Consider the following 21,227-nt stretch of genomic DNA (forward strand, 5'->3'; position numbering starts at 1 on the left):
TAAACAAACCTCAAATTTAAACGGAAGATTTATGGTACCCCAAACTGATTGTACCGGGTTCAATATAAATTTCCGGTGTAATTAGTTCCTTTGTATCATCTGTTTCTAAATCAACTCGTAAATTTCCTTGAGGAGTCACCCCAACTACTGTACCTGAAATATTGTTGACGTAGACGCGATCGCCCATATTTGTAAGCAAATCTAAATAGCGAGACAAGAGTACCTGTACTCCTTCTTGGCAAAGGCACTCCATACCGGATTCTATTCCCAGCAAGACTTTAGAGGTGAGCATTTCCAGACAAGAAATTGGTCTAAAATCTTGGGAAGCTTGCCACGATTCCAGATTGATTCCAGTTTCTGGTACTGGGTTTGTCCAGTTAATACCAACACCAATTACTGCTTGAGTGATTTGTCCTTTGTTTACTTTGGTTTCTGTCAAAATGCCGCCTAGTTTGCGACCATTTAAAACTAAATCGTTAGGCCATTTTATCCCAACATCTACACCACATTGGCGCAATTGAGACGCAATTCCCCAAGCAGTAGCAAAAGTCAGCTGGTAGCTATCAGTAGCCTCTATTTTGTGGTCAAAAGAAATCGCCACGGAAACATATAATCCGCCAACTGGAGAAATCCACTCACGGCCCCATTGTCCCCGTCCAGCCGTTTGCACAGTTGCGATTACTACTGTTCCTGAAATAGCCCTTTGGTTGAGTAAGTTCCAGAGGGTTTGATTTGTTGAAGAGACGCTTTCAAAAAAGTGCAGGGAAAATGGTAAATATGTATATTTACGCGCTGCCTTCAAGGCTGCTTCCAAGTTTTGCAAATTAAATCCCACAGCATTTAACCCAAATTCCGTTGTTCAAGTTAGCATTGATTGGCTGATGAGTGATTTCTGTTTAGGTTTGGTTGAAGATGCACACTTGGCACTGGCGCAATTGGGAAGGACTGCCCTATCTAACTTGTAGTATTCTGGAATGTTGGCATCACGGCTTCTTTACCCAGCAGTTTTGGCCGCGATCGCCACAAGTTATCACAGAAGTATTGCAACCAGAGGCATCAGTCTATCGCTTAAAGCAGGTTCATGGCAATACTGTTCTCACCCCTCAAGAAGTTGAGAGCTTCATAAACACTGCACAGGAAGATTTAGCATCGGCGGATGGTTTAGTTAGCGAACAGCCTTTACAAGCTGTCTGGGTAGCTAGTGCAGATTGTACACCCGTGTTGATTGGGGATGTGCAAACTGGACGCGTGGCAGCATTACACGCCGGCTGGCGGGGGACTGCTAAGAAGATTGTCCCCTTAGCGATCGCTCGATTACAATCTCAAGGCAGTAAACTCGATGATTTACGTATTGCGATGGGACCTGCGATCGCTGGTGAGGTTTACCAAGTCTCTCTCGAAGTGGCTGCCGAAATTGGAGCTAGCATTATACCATATAACGACGAAGAAAAAATTGTAAGTGCATTACATGAATTACCGAATTCACCCTTACTGGAAGATTCTAGTCCAGGTAAAGTACGGCTGGATGTCCGGCGAGTGAATGTTTTACAACTGGAAAACATGGGTATTAGTGCAGAACAAATTGCGATCGCACCTTATTGTACTTTCCAAACTCCAGAGCATTTCTTTTCTTACCGCCGCGAGAAAGAGAAAAAAGTTCAATGGTCAGGTATTGTCAGTGGCAAAACTAATCAGTAACCCCTATTTTCAAATTAGATTCTCATCTAAGATCGGAACTTGGAGAATGGAAAATATTCTTGCTAATTCTTGCCTGAATTGGTTTAGGGAACTTAACTGCTCACCAATATCTCAAGGGTTAATAAACATTTCGGTTTGTTAACGACCAACTGCATGATGTCCAGCCACAAGGAACCTATGATAGTATCAGGGATATCATCTCCAACATGAACGGGAATTACAAATTCAGTTCCGTCAATAATGAGTTTGCCTTCATAGATATCAAATCGTGCTTCGCCTCGCGCTGTCTGCATCTCGATTTGTGCGCTCATTAATGACCACTCCAATACTTCCAAGTCTTGAGTATTGATGGCTAACCAGCCATCTGTAAACCCGGTATCGAATAAAGCTTCAACATAAAATTTCTCATCATTAGCAGCAACAAGCTCAATTTGAAATAGTAGCTCCCCATTATCCCCAAACGAACCTGCAATCATAACCTGCCGCAGGTTCCTGTATCGTTGAGTCGGAATATAGTGAGTTTTACTTCCTTAGTATTGCCATAAGCATCATGGATTTTTTGCGTTATTCCTAAGAATGTTGGATCAATCAGGTACTGTTCTGTTTCAGGATCGATGGCAATATGCCAGTTGTAATGCGTTTCAATCAGAGTTGGACGTAAGCGCTCGAAAACAACACGACACTTTATAGCAAAAGCATCACGTTGTTCCTGACAGTGGGGTACTCTTTGAGATGCTAAGGTTAATGCTTGTATAATGCGGGTGCGTCGTGGGTGCGATACCTGTGTCATATCAATAAAATGTACGCGCTTGTGTGATTTTATTATGGCGTGATTTCGAGTACTTCCCACAGACTATCTAGATTTAGGTTTTCTTCCTCTACTCAAACCACTAGCGCTGTGTTTGAGTAAGGTAATAGGCTTTTAGCTGTTAGCCATCCACATATATTTTCTATGCCATTTTTTGACCATTATTAACTTCTCCAAAATAATTATACGTAATTACGGGTCTTCTTCATTACATCCAAATCTTTGCCTAAATTTTTCAAATGGTTCTGCCAAGATAAATATTTGATAGATATGTTTTGGGCTAAATGCACAATAAATCCCAGGCTGTAAATTGTGCTTTCTAATTAATTCTTTATCTTCGCTAGTAATTATTCTTAATTCATAGCCACATACTGCACATAAAACACAACCTCCGTATTTATGAACATCGAGAGCTTTCTGCAAGTTTTCAGACTTGCCGTCATAACTAAAATTTTCCCTGTTCATATCTAGACAAAAACTTAACTCAAGGCTTGACTAAACACTCACAGTGCATTAAAGCACCATCCACCAAAGATTGCATTTTCTCTAATCATATTTCATAACCTGTTTTTGACGAAGGGAACTAATTGCTAAGATTAAAATACTCAGAGTTATTCCTAAAACCGCATAACTCGGTAGGGCGAAGATAGTTATTTTCATAACGTATGGTAATTCCCCTGCTTTGACGTTCCATCGGTTTGCTAAAGAGTGGATAAGCCAGCCATGAATAACTGCTGTTTGCACTGCAAGACAGCAAACCCCTGCTAACCAAATAGACATTCTGATTCTAGAGAATTTACAATGCCTAATCTGATATAGCAAATCATTTAGCAAAAAAACCACAGCAGGTATTAACATTACAGAACTAGTTTCCTGCGAATAGGTAATGCCAATACTCAAGCAAGAAACTATTGCCATTTCTGCTAAATATATTTTTTTTGACCAGTCGGTGAGAGATTGTTGTAAATACCAATACCAACCCGCCAAACCAAGAAGTATCAGAACAATTAAGTTTGACAATAGCTTGGCAAAGAATGGGTTATTGGGAAGTAATCTTGGCCCCACAACCATCAAATCGAGACGACTAATCGATATATAAGGGCTAACCGCGGGATCGTTTTGCCAGAGAGAAAATCCACGAAATGCATCCGACACGAATTGTGTCAAAGAATTACCTGTCAAGGCTAGACCTAAAAATGCTAGGCAAGTTACTGTGATAACAGATACAAAAACTAGAGAAAACCGTCTTTTAAGTAGAAAATACAGAACGAATAATGCAGCTAATGTTGGTTTAAAAAGGGCAATCCCCAAGCAAATCCCTGCTGGAATATCCTGATTTTTTCTAGCTAAGATAAACATCCATAAGATAAGAACTGCAATAAAAATTGCAACATTACCAACTTGAAGATCGCGGATTATGCCATAAATCAAGGCAACCGAAATTGTGCAAATAGTTCTGAAGGCTCGTGACTTAGACTCTAGTAATATATTCGCTCCCCATAAGGACAAACCGATTGCTAATATATGCATTAAAATCGAGATTTTATATGCAGTATTCATCGAAAAATAACCGAGAAACCAGATGAGAGGAATAATATTAGGTGGATAGACAAACGGTGGAAGAGAGCCACATACCGTAGTTATGTTACAGAAAGTCTGATTAAAAATTTCGACATTAAAAGGACTCACATGCTGATGAGCCAATTTACTCGCCACATAATACCACTGAAAATCCCATAAAGGTGGATTTGGCTGGTTTAGGAAATAAAGTAGCCAACCTGTATAACAGAGGAATCTTGTAACGACTAATACAACACCTGCTTGGAGGAGTAAGTTAACAATTGGTTGACGACAAAATTGTATCAACCGTTGTATCATTGAAGATTTTAAGAATAAAGAATTTTTCCAGGCTGCCTTTTCTTCATCTAATCGCCAATTATTTCTGAGAACTACAGCAACTAAAATTACTATAATTAGGTTCCAAAAACCAAAGCTTATCATTATAATTATTTTTGCATTTAGTAAATAATATCGCTAAAGTGAATCTAGGCAATAAATACTAAGGTATTTTTATAACTACTTCATAGATTTTTGATAATTACTCGCTTCCCGCCGAAAGAATGATTAATAAAAGCCGGAAAAGAGGTATTTAAGTAGATACACAAAATGATTCTTTTGTACAGATTGTAAGTTATATAAATTTTGCATTTTCTTCGGTCTACATTATTTAATTTTACTTATTACATAAAGCGTCGCTCAACAACTCGCGGTGGATTAATGCTCTATCTACTAAAGATTGTATTTGGTCTGGTGATAAAGGATCACCATTAGCGTAATGCTCCATCCAAGTCAGACTAATCAAATTAGGGTCATCTGGTAAACTAGCTAAATCCCATCCAGGCATTTCTAAGTCTTCCATGAGACGATTTACTTTAGGATCGTAACTGAGAGCAAAGCAGCGACAACCAACAGATGCTGCCATAATCAAGCTGTGTAGGCGCATCCCAATTGCCATTTCCACGCCGCGAAACACACCTTTTAAAAGTTGCGGATCTTCTAGACATAAAATCTTGCTAACATCTTTAAGGTGTGGTTGAATGACTTCGGCAATACTTAAATCTTCACTTTTTTGGAATGGCAGTAGTAAAATAAAAGCCTGCGTCGCTTTTTGAAAGTCAACCAAAGCACGAGTTAAGTTTGCTAGGCGTGTTTCTGTAAGTTGGGGATGCGATCGCAACGTTAGTGCAACTCTGGGCGCAGGTAAATCCCAAAGTCCGGGAACTGGTTTAGATTCCAACGCCCAAACCGGGTCAGGAGCTATAATACAAGGAATTTGCCAATCAGATAATAATGCAGCACTGGCGCGATCGCGGACACTAATTTTGGTACAATTACCAAAGGTAATTCGTGCCAACCAACGAGTTTGGGGACGCACTAATGGGCCAATACCCTGCGCCCAAGCAACAGTTTTTAAACCCATTTTCTGCGCCAATGCCATCAGTCCGCCATAATAAAATGGGCTGATAGTACTGGTAACATCTTGAATGAGACTCCCCCCGCCCCAAATCAAGGCATCACTTGAGCGTAAAGCTTGCAGTACAGGTAAAAGAGCCATGCGATCGCAAGTTTCTACATTGTAGCGATCGCGCGTTTCCTCTGGATTCCCCGAAAGTACCACAGGAGTTACGTGAGATGGTAACATTTGCAAAAGCGTTGCCAACAAAGCTTCGTCACCACCATTACCTTTACCGTAATATCCAGACAATAACGCCCGCATCTTGACCATTTTGGATTTTAGATTTTGGATTTTAGATTAACAAGTTTTTTTATACAGAATATCTGTCGTTAATACAGATAGTAGACTCATTCACAATTTCTATTTTCAAACTTCGTAACAGAGGAAGATAAAAAGAACTCCTTACTCTATAGGCTATTTCGTTCTAGACATAAACCGCCCAGAACTAAAGTTCCCCGGCTCATAGCTAAAGTCCGTTAAAACGGAATATAACTTTTCTCAGTAGTCTTTAGACTACTTTCGCTATTAGACTCAGAATTCATTCTGAGGCGGGCTTTCGCTATTAGACTCAGAATTCATTCTGAGGCGGGCTAGATAAGAATTAAATAGCCCTGCTTCCAACTCTCAACTCCTAACTCCTAACTTTCTTATGCAAGCCCTTTCGATTCCCACCTGGATTATTCATATTTCTAGCGTTATTGAGTGGATTGTCGCCATTTGGTTAATTTGGACTTACGGCGAACTCACTAATAATCGCAATTGGTGGGGATTATCCCTTGCCATGTTACCAGCTTTGGTCAGCGCCATGTGTGCCTGTACCTGGCATTATTTCGACAACGCCGAATCTTTAGAATGGTTGGTAACGCTTCAAGCTACCATGACTTTAGTTGGTAATTTTACGCTTTGGGCAGCAGCGTATTTGATTTGGCGTTCTACCAAGTCTCCTAACACTGTCGAAGCAAAACCTATTAAATCAGAGCAATGATTTCTAAAGAAACCCTGTTTGCACTTTCACTGTTTCCCTATTTGGGTTTCTTGTGGTTTATCAGCCGCAGTCCGCAAATGCCGCGTTTAGCGCTGTATGGATTTTATGGTACTCTCGTCTTTGTTGCCATCACCATCCCAGCCGGAATTTATGCCCAACTGCATTATGGCGAGTCTTTGGCCAATATAGATTGGTTGCACGGTGGTGCAGAAGTATTTTTGACCCTTTCTAACATCTTGCTTGTGCTGGGTTTTGGGCAAGCTGTAAGGCAATTAAAAATGAAAAACTAGTACACCACGGCGGAAATAGAGCAACCATTTAAAATCCCTAAAAAGCTTATTTCATAAGACTTTTGACTTTTGAATGCGTGACTTCCACCTTGCGGTACTAGTGTTTGATGGCATTGAGTTATAAGGAAGAAATAAATGGATGTAATTCCAGCAATTGATTTATTAGAAGGTCGCTGTGTACGACTATATCAGGGAGACTACGATCGCTCCCAAGTTTTTAGCGATAATCCGGCTGATGTTGCCAAACAGTGGGTAGATCAAGGTGCTGCCAGATTACATATAGTTGATTTAGATGGTGCCAAAGCAGGTAAAATAGTAAATCTGGGGGCAATTGAAGCGATCGCTCATGCGGTGTCAGTACCCATTGAAATTGGTGGAGGATTGCGCGATCGCACCAGCGTACAACAAGTATTCAATCTAGGCATCCAGTGGGCAATTCTCGGAACCATCGCCGTAGAACAACCCCAATTAGTGCAACAACTGTGTGAAGAATTTCCCGGACAGATTATTATTGGCATTGATGCCCGTAACGGCCGCGTAGCAACTCGCGGTTGGTTAGAAACCTCAGAAGTTTTAGCCACCCAACTGGCTGTACAAATGCAAGAATTGGGTGCAGCCGCCATCATTTACACAGATATTCACCGAGACGGTACACTTATCGGCCCCAATTTAGAAGCTTTGCGAGAACTTGCAGCAGTAATTTCTATCCCGATAATTGCTTCTGGTGGCGTAAGTTCTCTTACCGATTTGTTGAGTTTGTTGGCGTTAGAACCTCAAGGCGTGACTGGTGTAATTGTCGGACGTGCCTTGTATACTGGGGATATTTTACTCAAAGAAGCATTACGAGCGATCGGGCCAGGGCGGATTCAGGATATCCCACCGAATCTCGGTTTTTCTACCTTTGCTTGACATTATTTTTTCTGCATCCTAGCCCTTTTTGTCTCCCCGTAAGATCCCTTACGTTGTGCTAAACCCCCCATATCAGCAATACCTTCGCCAAATTAAAAGCCTACAGTTCAGAAATTTTACCAGTTTTACCAAGATCATTCAGTTTTCAAAACTTTCTGGTTCAAATATCTGGGAATACTAACTTTAGGTTGACATGGTTATAGCTGATTTATGGCGATGAAAATTTCTCACAAACTGCTTAGAAGTTTTGTTGGCATTTCCTTATTAACAAGCCTTGTTGGTGCGGTTGCGATCGCGCATTTTCGATCCTTTTTTCACCACCAAACCCATCGGTAAAGGCACTGGCTTGGGCTTATCCATCACCTACAAAAAAGTCATAGAAAAAGATCATGGCAAGATGTGGTGTGATTCCACATTAGGAAACGGTACCAAATTTATGATTGAGATACCAGTTCATCAACCTGAATCAATGCCGAGATGACGGAGCTACTTGGTATCACTAAATTATAGTTGTAAATCCTGCCCTGTTTTTGGGAACACTCAACACTAGATAGTAATACCATTTCTTTGTGAGGCTGCGCCAAACCCTCTTAACTTCTTTTTTCTTTCTTTGTGTTCTTTGCGGACTTTGCAGTTCGTTTTTCTTTCTTGTACTTAAATATGGTTTAGCGCATCTTCATACAGAATTGGTATAAGGTATCAAAAATTAAGCCCTATGGTCGCATTCTCGGATATCACATTCTATTACCTATTTTGTCCAGCTACCAAGCGATCGCTCACTCATATATCAAGATATGTATTTATCTCGTTAAAAGTGAAGCTTTTTATAGATGTAACATTATTTACCAAATTTTACTAGTTGAACTCAAATTTTATGTGATATATTTATGTAATCGGCAATACCCGTGATGTAGATAATCTTGTAGTAAATTTTAAAATTTAGTATTATGTCTAGTCAAGAAGAAAATTCCAATCAAGCATCTAAGCAAACAAAAGCTACCGGAACAAAGAAGAAGAAACCACAACCTCCCGCAGACATCAAAAAACCAAATAAAACCGAATAAAAAGTATTATATAAGGTATATCATAGCCCCCTCATCGCTTGCTCTTAGGAGGTTGGGGGTGGGGTTGAGTAGCTACTCAACCGAGAACCGCTATAATTCCCAGTAGAGACTTAAATTAAATTAAGTCTCTACAATTTTCATCAAAAAAATCAGCTTATTTATTTTTCGCTTGAGTCTTTGCTTGCTCTAAAGCTATTTCTTTAATAGCCTGATATGAATTAACATTTGAACTACCTTCAATAGCTTTAACTGCCAAATCTTGAACTTGTTTAAGAGCAGATTCAAGTTGTTTAGAAAGATTTTGAATCCGCGTCTCTTGATTAGTAATAGTTTGTTCTAGAGATTGCAGCCTTTGTTCATAGAAACGCTTTTGGCCTTCCACTTCTTTAGAATATAAATCTGATTTTACTTTAGCTTGGTAATGGGCGATGCCTTTGCCTTCTTCTGTAGCTTTTTTGATGGCTGCTTCTTTATCTTTCGGAAAAGCCTCTACCTTTGCTTTTAATTCTTCAAATTGTTTCTCTTTTTCAGAAATTGCTTTCTCTCGTTCAGCCCACTCTTTTTCTGTTTCTTGTAGTAATTCTTCCAGTTGCTTATATAGTGCTTTCTGCTCTTGTTCGTATTCGCCACTTTGCAATTGTCGCTGGAGTTCTAAATTATACTTATACTCTGAAGCATCGCGTTGGCGAGTTTTATTCAAGTTTTCATTTTGTTCTTTTATCGCCCGTTGCTGTTCCTCTTGTTCTTTTCCCCAAGTATTCCTTTGCTCTAATATTTCTTGGAACAACACTTCAGAACGCTGGCTATATTCTTCCTGATAAGCTTTAATATTATCTTCATAGGCTTGGATGAGAGTATCCAAAATATCATCAGAAATTTCTAAATTGTGCAGCTGTATTAATTGTTGGATTTCTTCTTCTAAAGTTCGCCTAATTTCTTCTAAATTAGAAGCCTTTGTAGTTAGCTGTTCTGATAATTCATTAGCAGCACTACCAAAACCTAATTGAATCTTCGCCAAGCTTTCAATTGTATTATTCATCTTCTCTTGGACACTAGAAAGCTGAGTCATAGCTGTTTTTTGTTCTAATTTAGGCTGTTCTTTAGTTCCAGATTGGTCTTCCTTAGCAACTTGTTCAAGTTGCGATTTCAGCGCTGCTTTTTCTTTAGCTAACTCCTCATACGCCTGAAGAATTTCTACTTTAGTATTCTTATCAGTTGGCTTTTTCACGACCACGACAAACCTCCTCTTCAGGAATTAAGAATGATTAAGATGCAACAAACTCATAACTATTTAGGATTAGAACTACCAAAAGCCCTCATAGCTAAGTCTTGTGCTTGTTTTAATGCAGTTTGTAATTGAGCAGAAATACCTTCTATTTGCTCAGACTGTTTCTTAATTGTTTCTTCCAGAGATTGAATTTTTTGTTCATAACTCTGTTTGTTAGATTCCCATTCTTTTTCAAATAAATCAGCCTCAACCTTAGCTTTTTGGCTTGTTTCTTTAATTGCATCTTCCCTAGCTTTCTTAACGGTTTCTTCCAGTTCGTTAGGAAATTTAATTACCTTTTGTTCATAGTCTGCAAAGAGTGGTTGACGTTCCGCCGATACCTTTTCTCGTTCTGCCCAATCTTTGTCTTTATTTTGAGAATTTTCTTGTATTTCCCTTTGCTGTTGGCGTTTTTTAGCTTCGTAGCTATCTGTATTGAGTTTACGAGTAGTTTCTAACTTATACTGAGATTCTTCTTGTTCTTGCTGGCGCTCTTTGGCTAATAAATCGTTATATGCTTGGAGTTTCTCTTCATACTCTGCTTGCTCTTTTTGCCATTCTTTCCGCCTGATTGTAATTTCTTTCTCTAGTGTTTCCCTTTTGCTGATAGTATCTTGTTCTAGGGTTTTTAATTTTTCTTGGTGTTCTTGACTTAAAATGTCTAGAGTATCCGCTATAACTCTGATTTGTTGAAGCTCTTGTAAGCGTTGAGTTTCAATTTCTATAGCTCGGTTCAATTCATCTAACTTAGAATTTTCCTGAGCTAGTTTTTCAGATAATCCATTCAGAATACTGCCAAACTCCAATTGTAAATCAGCTAAACCTTTGACAATACTATCAACCGTATATGCAGAAGCTGTTTGCAGAATTTCTTGACTTTTTGCCTTTTCTGCTTCCTCTTGTTTGGTTGCTATTTTAGATTCCAGCTTTTTTCTTTGGATAATAATTTGTTGAAATGCTTGCATTAGTTGTTGTTTGCTGTCATTGACTCCAACTGTAGTCATCTTCCAACTCCCTTCAATAGGCAATGATTTATTGGGTAGCAAGCCATACCAATGACTACCCTATGCAGACATCAGAATAGCTTTAAAATCAACATTTTTAACCCAGTGTAAACACGGAAAGATTAGCAGAGGACACTTAGGTAGTACGAATTTTCCACATATATGTCCTGATGTTTTTCGGGTATGTAGCGTTTCTCAGTTGAGTCCAATAGTGACCTAACCCCCAGCCCCTTCCCTACTAGGGAAGGGGAGTAAGATTTAAAGCTAGAGAGAGGCCGGATTGTATTACATACAAAGGAAAATCGCTATAGTTTTCCCTTTGAAATTTTTAGTATTTTTGTACTAAAGTAAATATACCCAAGTTAATCTGCTCTTGTCAAGATAATCCTTCATTTAAGATTGCGTCACACAACAAAAGATGAAAATTTATTTTGCGATCGCCTGCTCCCTATTGTTTTATTGTTAAGAGTGATTTTTGATTTAAGAAAGGGTGCTGTGGCGTATGTTACTTTTTGTAAAGAAAATCTAAAAGAATCAACCCTATTAGAAGAGTGGTTGCAGTAAGGCTAGATAATAGATTCAATCATCCTAATTGATACAACCACAGTCCTAGACTTTTGTGATATCAATGTATACCACTGAATCGACCAAATATTCTGCTAGAACGGACATTGGGCAAACCAGCCGGATTTTAGTAGTAGAAGATGAAGAATTAATCCAGGAAATGCTAGCTGTAGCCCTGGAAGAGGAAGGTTACGGGGTGACAACAGCACCCGATGGGCGGTCGGCTATAGAGTATCTCAAAAGTTTTGAAACCAATTCCGGGGAACTTCCCTTTGATTTGCTCATTCTTGATTTGATGCTGCCGCAAATCAATGGGCTAGATATTTGCCGTTTGCTGCGTCATCAAGGAAACCCAGTACCAATTTTAATGCTGAGTGCTAAAGGTAGTGAAACTGACCGCGTGCTGGGGTTAGAAGTGGGAGCAGATGACTACCTGACCAAACCCTTTAGTATGCGCGAGTTAGTGGCTCGTTGTCGCGCTCTACTCCGCCGCCAACGCCTAAGTAATTTACCGCCAGTACCAGTATTAAAATTCAAGGATATCACCTTGAATCCCCAAGAATGTCGCGTGCTGGTTCGTGGTCAAGAAGTGAATCTTTCCCCTAAAGAGTTCCGCTTGCTGGAACTGTTTATGAGTTATGCCCGCAGGGTATGGTCACGAGAACAATTGCTAGACCAGGTTTGGGGGCCAGATTTCGTTGGCGATAGTAAAACTGTAGACGTTCACATTCGGTGGTTGCGCGAAAAATTAGAGGAAGACCCCAGTCATCCCGAATATCTTGTGACTGTAAGAGGTTTTGGCTATAGATTTGGATAATTAGTTGGGATAGTTGTTAGTTTTTAGTAGTGACGAAGAAACTAACAACTCAAATGCTTTTATTGGGATTTTTTCTGGGTTTAGCGGTAGGCATTGGGTTTTGGGTTTGGCAACAAGTTCAACTTAAGCGCTACCTGGGGCGCTTACTGCGACCGTTAACCTCGCATTCTGACAAGATGGGACTGCTGCTGATTCCTGGGTTGCGGCAGGAAATAGCGATGGTGAAGCAGCAGCGCCAAGATTTGCAGCAGTCGTTGCAAACTTACCAAGACCTGCTAGATTTTGCACCAGTGGGATATTTGCATGTGGATGAGGAAAATCAACTGCTGTGGTGCAATCGACAGGCGCAGGAAATTTTGTATCTGCAAAGGTGGCAACCAGAACAGGTGCGTTTGTTACTGGAGTTGGTAAGGTCTTATGAACTTGACCATTTAATTGAGCAAACTCGTGATTTGCAAAAACCACAGATGGGAGAATGGATATTTCATCCATCTCGTGATGATGCAGCAGAGATGGCAACAATAAAATCTTTGGCTTTGCGGGCATCTAGCTTGCCTTTACCCAATGGACAAGTAGGAGTATTCTTAGAAAATCGTCAACCCCTATTAGATATAAATCAAGTACGCGATCGCTCTTTTTCTGATCTAGCCCACGAACTCAGAACGCCACTAACCTCGATTCGCTTAGTTGCAGAAACTTTACAAATTCGCTTGGAACCACCTTTAAATCGCTGGGTTAACCGCCTAATGCAAGAAGTTGACCGGCTGATTAACCTAGTGCAAAGCTGGCTAGACCTCACCCAAATGGAAGCAAACCCAAACATGCAATTGCAAGCCAAAGCTGTAGAATTGCGATCGCTAATTACATCCGTTTGGGAAACACTAGAACCCTTGGCAGGGCGACAACATCTCTCTCTTTCTTATTCTGGCCCAGAAAATCTTTGGATTAAGGCAGATCAAGCCCGTATTTACCAAGTTTTTCTCAACTTGCTAGACAATAGCATTAAGTACAGTCTTCCTCGTACAAGTATTTACATTGAAGCGAAAATATTATCAACAAAGGATAATCATGCGGCTTCTCCAATTCTCGAAATAAATCTTATTGATTCTGGAGTTGGATTTTCTGAAGCAGATTTACCCCATGTTTTTGAACGATTTTATCGAGGAGATAAAGCGCGAACCCATTCCTCACAAGATGGTAACTCCATAGGGGCGATCGTTGGCAATGGATTAGGATTAGCGATCGTTGAGCAAATTATTCTCGCCCACGGTGGCTCAATCAAAGCTATGAATCATCCAGAAACTGGTGGTGCGTGGATGCAACTCCAATTTTGTGAAGTTATGGCAAACTCCTTAAGCCAAGACTATAGTTGATAATATTCACGTTTGAGACAACAAGTGTGAAAGCTATCGATTATAGTCCCAATCCTCAAAGACCCGAACTCGCACGCGCCATTAGGCGCTTAGAACGTGATGTATTACGCATGGGTGCTTTGGTAGAACAATCATTTCGCCTCAGCCACCAAGCGTTATTTGCTCGTAACTTAACAGCAGCTGAGGAACTTCCCCGATTAGATAAAAAGATCGATCGCTTTTACAGACAAATCGAATCAGACTGTACGGCGATTATGACGCTGCAAGCGCCTACGGCTCAAGATTTGCGCTGCTTGAGTGCCTTTATGCAGCTAGTGCGCGACTTAGAGCGCATTGGCGATTATGCTGAGGATTTAGCTGAGATTGCAATTAAAATTTTTCCTTACCCGCCTCATCCGTCAATGCCCGACATAGAAGCTATGTCCCTTCACGCGCAGTCGATGCTAGCAACTAGCTTGAAGGCTTTGGGAGATTTCGATGAAGCCGGTGGACGCCGTTTAAAGCACCTAGATGATACTGTAGACGATGCATACGATCGCGTTTATCAGACTTTAGCCCAACAACGGGATGTACCTGGTGTAGTTGAGCCAATTGTACTGCTAGCACTGGCAATTCGTTGTCTGGAACGCATGGCAGATCATGCCACTAATATCGGTCAAAGGGTAGCATATATTGTCACCGGTCAACGCTCTTAATTGACGCTTCATCAGTCCACAGCCTTTAGCCACTACCTCTACAAACACCACTACCTCTACAAACAAAGGCTACTCGTACAGCTTTGCGTAAAGCCGTGGCGAATTAGTTAAATGCTCCAGGAGCGCAGACTTTTTAAATACTTAAAAGTAAGTTAACTAAATATTTTACTAAAAGCTTACCTATTCTTAAACTTGCACAATTAAAGTAACAGATAAAGAACTTAAAAATGTCCGGTCTATGTTACTGGTAGATACCTCAATGTATAAGTTGTTTCTATCTATAAAAAAATTTTTAGTTAGTCTCTAGCTCTAATTGAGAAGAAGACACTGCCAACTATATAGGTAAAATTTGATACCAATTATTAGAGTTTCTTAATGATTGTAAATAGCGAGATTCCCTGATAATTTTGTAGTTACGGTTAATGATATATTCCACAACTCCTACTTCAAACTCTTCTGTCCTGTCAAATAGCTCTGCTTTGGGCGGACAATTACCCCAGCAGATATTTACCCGTAGGGAAGTAATTCCACTTGAAAATGATGTGATTTGGCGGATTGAGCATGGTGCAGTTCGTACCTTAACATGGAGTGAAGATGGAACATTCATTACTCTCGGTTATTGGGGACTAGGGGATCTAATTGGCTATCCTTTGTCTAGAGTCAAGCCCTACCAGATTGAATGTCTTACAGGTGTGGAAATAAGCATTGTGCCGCCTCATTTGTGGCATCAAGATATTAATGCTTTATTGTCTCATATTCAACAGGCAGAAAATCTACTAAGCATTGTGCATCGAAAACCAATTTCGCTACGCTTATGGCAGTTTTTAGTGTGGTTAAGTGAAAAATTTGGACGTGATGTAGAGAAGGGCAAGCTAATTGATTTAAATGTTACCCATCAAGATATTGCTGAAGTGTTAAATACCACGCGAGTAACAGTTACCCGACTCCTACAACAGTTGGAGGAAGAAGGAACAGTTTTACGCCATAAACGCCGCATTATTTTGCGGTTACAAAATAAATTAATTAAAAATTATGGTTCAGCACTATATTAAAGTACTTGTATTTATCACAGTATAAGGGTATTATCATGACTGTGATTGTGTGTAAAATTCCTGAAAGTAAAGTGTTTTAAGCATTTTATCATGACTGGATTATCTAGGTGTGAGTGAGAGTAATAACATGACAAAACGATTCTGGAATCTTTGTAAGGTTAGTCCGGTTGTTTTAGCTGCTGCATTTTTCGTTGCTAATAGCGCTGTAGCTGCTGAAGTAAAGGAACAGGTAACAAATGTTGGCGAGTTATCTGAAGCTCAAGATAACAACATGAGCCAAGTAACATCAGTTTCGCAATTTTCGGATGTGCAACCCACAGATTGGGCATTCCAAGCTTTACAATCTCTAGTTGAGCGCTACGGCTGTATTGCAGGTTATCCTAACGCAACCTATCGTGGTAATCGTGCTTTGACCCGTTATGAATTTGCCGCAGGTTTGAATGCCTGTTTAAACCGGGTTAACGAACTGATTGCTACAGCTACTGCCGATTTGGTCAGCAAACAAGATTTAGCTACTTTACAGCGCTTACAAGAAGAATTTTCTGCTGAACTATCAACCCTGCGCGGTCGCGTGGATGGATTAGAAGCCCGCACTGCTCAGTTGGAAGCTAATCAGTTCTCTACTACCACCAAGTTGGTTGGAGAAGGAGTTTTCGCCGTATCTGATGTTTTTGGTGACAAGAGAGCAGTTGCTGCCGGTAATTCAAATCAAGACTTGAATTATAACACCACTTTTTCTAACCGGGTGCGTTTGAACTTGTACAGCAGTTTTACTGGTACAGACCAGTTGCAAATCCGCTTGAATGCTAACAATACCATTTCTAATGTTGGTACTGCTGCAAGCGGTACTGGTAGTGGTACTAACATGAGTCGCTTGGCTTTTGACGGTGATACTGGTAACTCCGTTGTGATTGATAAAATCAACTATGCTTTCAACTTTGCTAATGCGTTGCGTGTCAAAGTTGACGCTAGTGGTGGTGAATTATACGAAAACGTAAACACCTTCAACCCTGACTTTGCTAGCTCTGGTAGAGGTGCGCTCTCTCGCTATGGACGTTTCAGCCCAATTTATCGTCAAGGTCAAAATGGTGCTGGTTTGACAGTTACTTTAAATCCTGGCGGACCGATTAGTTTGACTGGTGCTTATTTAGCACCTACAAGTGGTACTGGTGGGATCTTTGGTGCTAATAATCCCGGTCTTAATAATGGGCTGTTGGATGGTGATAACACCATCTTTGGTCAGTTATCTTTCCAACCCAGCAAAGCCTTCAATATTGGTTTAACTTACGCCCGTAGTTACTTCGCTGGTAATGCTGCCAACAGCTTCTTCCAAGGTACAGGTAGCACATTTGCCAATAACCCCTTTGGGAATGGTACTCGTACTGAATCCAACAACTACGGTGTAGAAGCTACCTTCCAACTAGGCTCTAAGTTGGCTCTAAGTGGTTGGGGAGGTTATACAATTGCTGATGCTAAGACTGGCATTAATGCGGGTGCAGATGCTGATGTTTGGTACTGGGCTGGAGCGCTTGCTTTGAAAGACTTTGGTGGGGAAGGCAACGTCTTGGGTGTTATCTTTGGTCAACCACCCAAAGTTACTGGTGGTAGCATCAAAAATGTCGCCGGTAATACTAATTTAGACGACAGTACCTCTTATCACTTAGAGGGTCTTTACAAGTACAAGATTTCCGATAATATTCAAGTCACTCCTGGCTTGTTGGTTATCTTCAATCCAGAGCATAACGACGCTAACAGCACTGAATATGTAGGCACTTTACGTACTACCTTCACCTTCTAAAATTGGCGATAAAATATAAAGCTCAGAATTAGATAAACAAAACCCCACATTTAGGTGGGGTTTTATTTAGGAACGCGGATTTAATAAAGTACAAAACCTCACCCCCAACCCCTGTCCGTGAGTTCGGAGAGGGGAAACTTTGACGAAAGTCAAAGGCGGGGTGAGGTCAAAAACCATATTTAGATGTTATTTAATTCACATTCCTTAGTAGGACTTACGCAAAAAACCTCTCAAACTCTTATTCCTCCGTGTCGCGCCAGTTGCTTCAAGTCTCTTAACCCGCAAGGGCGCACTGCCTTCTCTGCGCCTAATAAGGTTCGATTTTCCGTTACCTGTGCGTAAGTCCTGCTTAGGAAGAAAATTAGCTATGTGGGATTATAATCTGGCTGATTGGATATATCTTTTGGGGGGCGATCGCTACTCCAAGCCCACCACACAGAGCCACAGTGACAGTAGTAAAACTCTTGCCATTTGCGACGACGGTCTTCTGTAAGTACAGGCGATCGCCGATTTAGCCAAACTTTTTCAGCTTCTCGGCTACTTGAGTGGCAATTAGGACAGCAAAAATTGTATGCATGTATTGCCTTATTTGTCCATTCAGGCGGGAGGGTAGCAAAAGCGTCCATGTTGTTACAAGTGTAGTAGCAATGGTTATCCAAAACTTTGAGGTTTTGAATTTAGCGGCAAACGGATACGATAAAATCCCGCCACACTATCAAACTGCTGAATCAATATTCTTATGGCTTGATCTGAATCTATTCATTTTCTCGCCATTTATAGAAGTTTTCACTAATAGAACAACCATTTAGAAAGACTGCGATCGCATCTCACAAATCAAAGGTTAACACGAATGACAACTAAAATAGTTACGATGCACATTATGCCTAATAATTAAATTTATGGAGCCAAATGTTGAAATTCGCCGTTTGTTAGATGTGATGCCTGCTTCTGGTCGGATGACGACAAAAATCGTTAGTAAGCCAGAGCAAGCAAAAGTGATTGACGCCTCCTTTCCCCAACCCTGGAATCAGGCGCGGCCGATATATATTAATTTCGATTTGTGGCGTCGCCTGACCAAGCCGCAACGAGACTTGCTGCTGTTGCAGATGGTTAGCTGGTTGACGGGGGTGAAGTGGTTTAAACCCGACATTTATCAAGGTGTAGTAGTAGCGGGGCTATTAGGCGGATTATTAGAAGCAGCACAGTCTGATGTTGTAGGTGTAGTCGTAGCTGGGGGATTAAGTGCGATCGCCACTTTTCAGATCTGGCGCACTAATAAGTCTCTTGAGTCAGAGTTAAATGCCGATGCAGCAGCAATTCGTATAGCACAACGGCGTGGTTATTCAGAAGCTGAAGCCGCGCAGCACCTGTTATCTGCAATTGAAGCGGTAGCCAAAATTGAAGGGCGTTCTGGTTTAGATTTTACCGAGTTAATTCGTTGCCAAAACTTACGAGCGATCGCGGGTTTATCAGCAGTAGGTATGCCAGAAAGTTATAAGTAGAAATCAGAAAAAATCCATTCGTCTAAATAGTTAAAGAATCAAGATAATATTTAGATGAATAAGTTTTGTCTCAGATTGTGATAGCATTTTGAGAAAGATTTTTAACTAACAATGCTAAACAAGAAACTCATCAAACATACTTCAAAATTACCTTTTCATTCTCCTTGGTTTATTATCATTGTTTTTTCTGTTCTTGGTTTAATAGGTATCCTTAACCATTCGATGTGGCGAGATGAACTAAATCCCTGGCTCATTGTCAGAGATAGTGAATCTTTAGGGGATTTAATTGCAAATATTCGTTATGAAGGTCATCCTGTTCTATGGTATTTTTCTCTGGAAATTCTGATAAAAATAGTCGATAATCCGATTATTATGCAAATTTTTCATTTGGGAATTACTGTTATTTCGGTTACTCTTTTTTGCCTATATAGTCCTTTTAACTATCAACAGAAGTTTCTTTTTTCCTTTGGTTTCTTCCCTTTTTATGAATATCTTTTAATTTCTCGAAACTATGCCTTTAGTATGTTATTTGTTTTTGCATTCTGTACTATTTTTTCATCCAGAAAAATAACTTATACTTATTTGGCAATTTTATTGGGTTTACTAGCAAATAGTAGTGCTTATGGTTTATTGGTATCATTTTCTTTATCATTGACTTTGCTAGCTGAATTTTGTTTTGATAGTGAACATCGCCAGCAGTATTTTAGTCAAAGCCAAAAATACGACTTATTTTTAAGTATTGTAATTATCACATTTTCTTTTATTTTATCCATTTATATTATTACTCCTCCGACAGATAGTTATCTTCATGGTGGGTTAAATAATGGTTGGCTCATAAAATTAGATATTCGTCATTTATTGAGAAGCATAAGTAGAATATTTGGTGCTTATTTATTAATTATTCCTCAACACAAAAGATGGCTGGATTTAATTATTTGTGCGACAATTGCTCTATTAATTGTAATTTTAACCTCGATTAAATTATCTAAAAAGCCAGTTCCATTGTTTTTTTACATTATAGGTAATTCTGTAATATTTGCCTTTACATATTTCCGATTTCTAGGTATGCCTCGGCATTTTGGACATTTCTATTTAGTTCTGATAGCGGCTTTATGGCTGGGAAGTTATTATCAAGAGTCTCTAGTTATATTCAATAAATTTTCTGTTTTTCCAAATTCCATTATATTTGTTCAAAAATGGCATCATATCGCTTTGATGCTAATTCTTTATGTCCAGTTTTTCGGAGGTATTTATAGTTTTTCAAGAGATTTAGTTGTACCATTTTCTGCAAGTCGAGAAACAGTTCAATATATTCAAAAAGCTGGGTTAGAGAATAAGTTTATTGTTGCCAGCCGAGATGCAAATATGGCTCCTTTATCAGGTTATCTCAATCGAAAGTTTTACTATCCTGAAATTCAAAAAATGGGAAGTTTTACCCTATTTAAAAACGGTCGTAAAGATGTCGAACAAGGTGAAATATTAAGCCAAATTAATTCTATACTCAAAAATCAAGATAAGCAAAAGGAAATTTTGCTTATTTTAAATCGTAAACTAAATGTCAATCGTAATGATTTGAGAATTGTTCCAATCAAAGATTTTCAAAAAGGCTGGGTGGATACTGAACGATATTATCTTTATTGGGTAGATGAAGCATAAGGATAATCAGCCGAATTTTGCAGTTCTCAGGCAGAAGATATTTATTAAAGCTACAGCAAGAAACTAATCCTACTAGTATGTCAATTTGATTTTGTTAAGCTTGTTTGTACTATCCAAAACCTTGTAGAGACGCGAAATTTCGCGTCTCTACATCCGTCATTTTTATGTTGACAGACTACTACTCTCTTAGGCATTTTAAAGTGCTGTTCTGTCTTAGAAACTAAAGGCTTGATTGTTATACAAGCAACATGTATCGCCCAAACACCCCAGAAATAACGCTTTTACGTCCTTAGACCTAACTTGCCACCAGTGATAACTAGCTGCGATGCGTGGGGCTAATCTACACTGGAATAAGAGAATGTGCGTTTAACTAACTTAGATATTCAAAGCTAAGGAGTTTAGTCATACCTTCTTGGTATTGGTTATGATGTGCTTACCTCATGTGGTAAAACTTAACTTAAATTCTGTCAGTTACTAGCGGAGTTGATAGGAATGGGTAACTTTATTATTTTTGCCTTGATAGTAGTTTACGGAGGCGGCGTTTGGAAGTTTTGGAATGGATTTGGACGGACTAATTTTAATCCAACTTTGACCAATCGCATTGGTTTATCTTTGCTATGGCCAGCTTTGTTTATTACAAATCAATCCTATCGTCGAAACTTTAGAAAGGCGTTGAAGGGCTAAATACTATTAAGTCGAACGTCATCCGAGCCTGATGGTGGCATATAT

At 39.7% G+C, this 21,227-nt stretch carries 22 protein-coding genes; 13 read left to right on the top strand and 9 right to left on the bottom strand.

What is annotated here, in order from left to right:
* Positions 1–16 precede the first annotated feature (16 nt).
* Positions 17–835, bottom strand: coding sequence for a biotin--[acetyl-CoA-carboxylase] ligase (locus tag V7K32_RS02810; RefSeq protein WP_334990145.1), 819 nt, complete (start codon positions 833–835; stop codon positions 17–19).
* A 77-nt stretch (positions 836–912) separates the two neighbouring features.
* Between V7K32_RS02810 and pgeF the strand changes: the two genes are divergently transcribed.
* Positions 913–1,698, top strand: coding sequence for a peptidoglycan editing factor PgeF (gene pgeF / locus V7K32_RS02815; protein ID WP_334990147.1), 786 nt, complete (start codon positions 913–915; stop codon positions 1,696–1,698).
* A 92-nt stretch (positions 1,699–1,790) separates the two neighbouring features.
* On the opposite strand, the gene V7K32_RS02820 is transcribed toward pgeF, so the two are convergent.
* The 5 genes from V7K32_RS02820 to csaB all read right to left on the bottom strand — a co-directional run bounded on the left by V7K32_RS02820 (position 1,791) and on the right by csaB (position 5,783).
* On the bottom strand, positions 1,791–2,174 hold the full coding sequence (locus V7K32_RS02820; protein WP_334990149.1) for an aspartyl protease: 384 nt from the start codon (positions 2,172–2,174) through the stop codon (positions 1,791–1,793).
* The gene (locus V7K32_RS02825) at positions 2,171–2,488 is read right to left on the bottom strand and encodes a hypothetical protein (RefSeq protein ID WP_334990151.1); all 318 of its coding nucleotides are present in this window, start codon (positions 2,486–2,488) and stop codon (positions 2,171–2,173) included. The genes V7K32_RS02820 and V7K32_RS02825 overlap by 4 nt, the downstream gene beginning before the upstream one ends.
* A gap of 210 nt (positions 2,489–2,698) precedes the next feature.
* Positions 2,699–2,971 carry a hypothetical protein gene (locus V7K32_RS02830; protein WP_334990153.1) on the bottom strand — a complete coding sequence of 91 codons (273 nt, stop codon included), beginning with the start codon at positions 2,969–2,971 and terminating at the stop codon, positions 2,699–2,701.
* A gap of 81 nt (positions 2,972–3,052) precedes the next feature.
* Complete coding sequence (locus V7K32_RS02835; protein ID WP_334990155.1) at positions 3,053–4,507, bottom strand: glycosyltransferase family 87 protein; 1,455 nt, start codon at positions 4,505–4,507, stop codon at positions 3,053–3,055.
* Between the two features lie 232 nt (positions 4,508–4,739).
* A complete protein-coding gene (gene csaB / locus V7K32_RS02840) occupies positions 4,740–5,783 on the bottom strand; it encodes a polysaccharide pyruvyl transferase CsaB (protein WP_334990394.1) in 1,044 nt (347 codons plus the stop codon).
* 388 nt (positions 5,784–6,171) lie between these two features.
* Here csaB and V7K32_RS02845 point away from each other — a divergent pair, with 388 nt between their 5' ends.
* The 4 genes from V7K32_RS02845 to V7K32_RS02860 all read left to right on the top strand — a co-directional run bounded on the left by V7K32_RS02845 (position 6,172) and on the right by V7K32_RS02860 (position 8,187).
* Positions 6,172–6,507, top strand: coding sequence for a DUF2499 domain-containing protein (locus V7K32_RS02845; protein ID WP_334990157.1), 336 nt, complete (start codon positions 6,172–6,174; stop codon positions 6,505–6,507).
* On the top strand, positions 6,504–6,797 hold the full coding sequence (locus V7K32_RS02850; protein WP_229472636.1) for a DUF3593 domain-containing protein: 294 nt from the start codon (positions 6,504–6,506) through the stop codon (positions 6,795–6,797). Before V7K32_RS02845 ends, V7K32_RS02850 begins: the two co-directional genes overlap by 4 nt.
* A gap of 135 nt (positions 6,798–6,932) precedes the next feature.
* The gene (gene hisA / locus V7K32_RS02855; protein ID WP_334990159.1) at positions 6,933–7,706 is read left to right on the top strand and encodes a 1-(5-phosphoribosyl)-5-[(5-phosphoribosylamino)methylideneamino]imidazole-4-carboxamide isomerase; all 774 of its coding nucleotides are present in this window, start codon (positions 6,933–6,935) and stop codon (positions 7,704–7,706) included.
* Positions 7,707–8,052: 346 nt separating this feature from the next.
* Entirely contained in the window at positions 8,053–8,187 is a 135-nt protein-coding gene (locus V7K32_RS02860; protein WP_334990396.1) for a hypothetical protein, read from the top strand.
* Between the two features lie 737 nt (positions 8,188–8,924).
* Here the strand turns inward: V7K32_RS02860 and V7K32_RS02865 are convergent.
* Positions 8,925–10,004, bottom strand: a complete 1,080-nt coding sequence (locus tag V7K32_RS02865) for a hypothetical protein (protein WP_334990161.1) — start codon at positions 10,002–10,004, stop codon at positions 8,925–8,927.
* A 53-nt stretch (positions 10,005–10,057) separates the two neighbouring features.
* Entirely contained in the window at positions 10,058–11,041 is a 984-nt protein-coding gene (locus V7K32_RS02870) for a hypothetical protein (RefSeq protein ID WP_334990163.1), read from the bottom strand.
* A 628-nt stretch (positions 11,042–11,669) separates the two neighbouring features.
* On the opposite strand from V7K32_RS02870, the gene V7K32_RS02875 reads away from it, so the two are divergent.
* From V7K32_RS02875 to V7K32_RS02895, 5 genes are all read left to right on the top strand, one after another.
* Complete coding sequence (locus V7K32_RS02875; protein WP_334990165.1) at positions 11,670–12,422, top strand: response regulator transcription factor; 753 nt, start codon at positions 11,670–11,672, stop codon at positions 12,420–12,422.
* Positions 12,423–12,475: 53 nt separating this feature from the next.
* A complete protein-coding gene (locus V7K32_RS02880; protein WP_334990398.1) occupies positions 12,476–13,795 on the top strand; it encodes a sensor histidine kinase in 1,320 nt (439 codons plus the stop codon).
* 26 nt (positions 13,796–13,821) lie between these two features.
* Positions 13,822–14,490: a phosphate signaling complex protein PhoU gene (phoU, locus tag V7K32_RS02885; protein WP_334990166.1), complete on the top strand. Its 669-nt coding sequence runs from the start codon at positions 13,822–13,824 to the stop codon at positions 14,488–14,490.
* Positions 14,491–14,912: 422 nt separating this feature from the next.
* On the top strand, positions 14,913–15,542 hold the full coding sequence (locus V7K32_RS02890) for a Crp/Fnr family transcriptional regulator (RefSeq protein WP_334990168.1): 630 nt from the start codon (positions 14,913–14,915) through the stop codon (positions 15,540–15,542).
* Between the two features lie 127 nt (positions 15,543–15,669).
* Positions 15,670–17,340, top strand: coding sequence for an iron uptake porin (locus tag V7K32_RS02895; RefSeq protein WP_334990170.1), 1,671 nt, complete (start codon positions 15,670–15,672; stop codon positions 17,338–17,340).
* A gap of 365 nt (positions 17,341–17,705) precedes the next feature.
* Here the strand turns inward: V7K32_RS02895 and V7K32_RS02900 are convergent, their stop codons facing one another.
* A complete protein-coding gene (locus tag V7K32_RS02900; RefSeq protein ID WP_229483281.1) occupies positions 17,706–17,966 on the bottom strand; it encodes a hypothetical protein in 261 nt (86 codons plus the stop codon).
* A gap of 273 nt (positions 17,967–18,239) precedes the next feature.
* Between V7K32_RS02900 and V7K32_RS02905 the strand changes: the two genes are divergently transcribed.
* The 3 genes from V7K32_RS02905 (at position 18,240) to V7K32_RS02915 (ending at position 21,182) form a co-directional block, all read left to right on the top strand.
* Entirely contained in the window at positions 18,240–18,842 is a 603-nt protein-coding gene (locus V7K32_RS02905; protein WP_334990176.1) for a DUF3318 domain-containing protein, read from the top strand.
* Positions 18,843–18,953: 111 nt separating this feature from the next.
* Positions 18,954–20,498 (top strand): hypothetical protein, encoded by a 1,545-nt coding sequence (locus tag V7K32_RS02910; protein ID WP_334990178.1) that lies wholly within the window; start codon positions 18,954–18,956, stop codon positions 20,496–20,498.
* Positions 20,499–20,990: 492 nt separating this feature from the next.
* Positions 20,991–21,182 (top strand): hypothetical protein, encoded by a 192-nt coding sequence (locus V7K32_RS02915; protein ID WP_118167650.1) that lies wholly within the window; start codon positions 20,991–20,993, stop codon positions 21,180–21,182.
* Positions 21,183–21,227: the final 45 nt, after the last annotated feature.

This window comes from Nostoc sp., from assembly GCF_036917635.1.
Classification (GTDB): domain Bacteria; phylum Cyanobacteriota; class Cyanobacteriia; order Cyanobacteriales; family Nostocaceae; genus Nostoc.

Excerpts from the sequence above, each read along its gene's own strand:
- pgeF (WP_334990147.1), top strand. The coding sequence starts at position 913 with ATGCACACTTGGCACTGGCGCAATTGGGAAGGACTGCCCTATCTAACT.
- V7K32_RS02820 (WP_334990149.1), bottom strand. The coding sequence starts at position 2,174 with ATGATTGCAGGTTCGTTTGGGGATAATGGGGAGCTACTATTTCAAATT.
- V7K32_RS02825 (WP_334990151.1), bottom strand. The coding sequence starts at position 2,488 with ATGACACAGGTATCGCACCCACGACGCACCCGCATTATACAAGCATTA.
- V7K32_RS02830 (WP_334990153.1), bottom strand. The coding sequence starts at position 2,971 with ATGAACAGGGAAAATTTTAGTTATGACGGCAAGTCTGAAAACTTGCAG.
- V7K32_RS02835 (WP_334990155.1), bottom strand. The coding sequence starts at position 4,507 with ATGATAAGCTTTGGTTTTTGGAACCTAATTATAGTAATTTTAGTTGCT.
- csaB (WP_334990394.1), bottom strand. The coding sequence starts at position 5,783 with ATGCGGGCGTTATTGTCTGGATATTACGGTAAAGGTAATGGTGGTGAC.
- V7K32_RS02845 (WP_334990157.1), top strand. The coding sequence starts at position 6,172 with ATGCAAGCCCTTTCGATTCCCACCTGGATTATTCATATTTCTAGCGTT.
- V7K32_RS02850 (WP_229472636.1), top strand. The coding sequence starts at position 6,504 with ATGATTTCTAAAGAAACCCTGTTTGCACTTTCACTGTTTCCCTATTTG.
- hisA (WP_334990159.1), top strand. The coding sequence starts at position 6,933 with ATGGATGTAATTCCAGCAATTGATTTATTAGAAGGTCGCTGTGTACGA.
- V7K32_RS02870 (WP_334990163.1), bottom strand. The coding sequence starts at position 11,041 with ATGACTACAGTTGGAGTCAATGACAGCAAACAACAACTAATGCAAGCA.
- V7K32_RS02875 (WP_334990165.1), top strand. The coding sequence starts at position 11,670 with ATGTATACCACTGAATCGACCAAATATTCTGCTAGAACGGACATTGGG.
- V7K32_RS02880 (WP_334990398.1), top strand. The coding sequence starts at position 12,476 with ATGCTTTTATTGGGATTTTTTCTGGGTTTAGCGGTAGGCATTGGGTTT.
- V7K32_RS02890 (WP_334990168.1), top strand. The coding sequence starts at position 14,913 with ATGATATATTCCACAACTCCTACTTCAAACTCTTCTGTCCTGTCAAAT.
- V7K32_RS02895 (WP_334990170.1), top strand. The coding sequence starts at position 15,670 with ATGACAAAACGATTCTGGAATCTTTGTAAGGTTAGTCCGGTTGTTTTA.
- V7K32_RS02900 (WP_229483281.1), bottom strand. The coding sequence starts at position 17,966 with ATGGACGCTTTTGCTACCCTCCCGCCTGAATGGACAAATAAGGCAATA.
- V7K32_RS02905 (WP_334990176.1), top strand. The coding sequence starts at position 18,240 with ATGGAGCCAAATGTTGAAATTCGCCGTTTGTTAGATGTGATGCCTGCT.
- V7K32_RS02910 (WP_334990178.1), top strand. The coding sequence starts at position 18,954 with ATGCTAAACAAGAAACTCATCAAACATACTTCAAAATTACCTTTTCAT.
- V7K32_RS02915 (WP_118167650.1), top strand. The coding sequence starts at position 20,991 with ATGGGTAACTTTATTATTTTTGCCTTGATAGTAGTTTACGGAGGCGGC.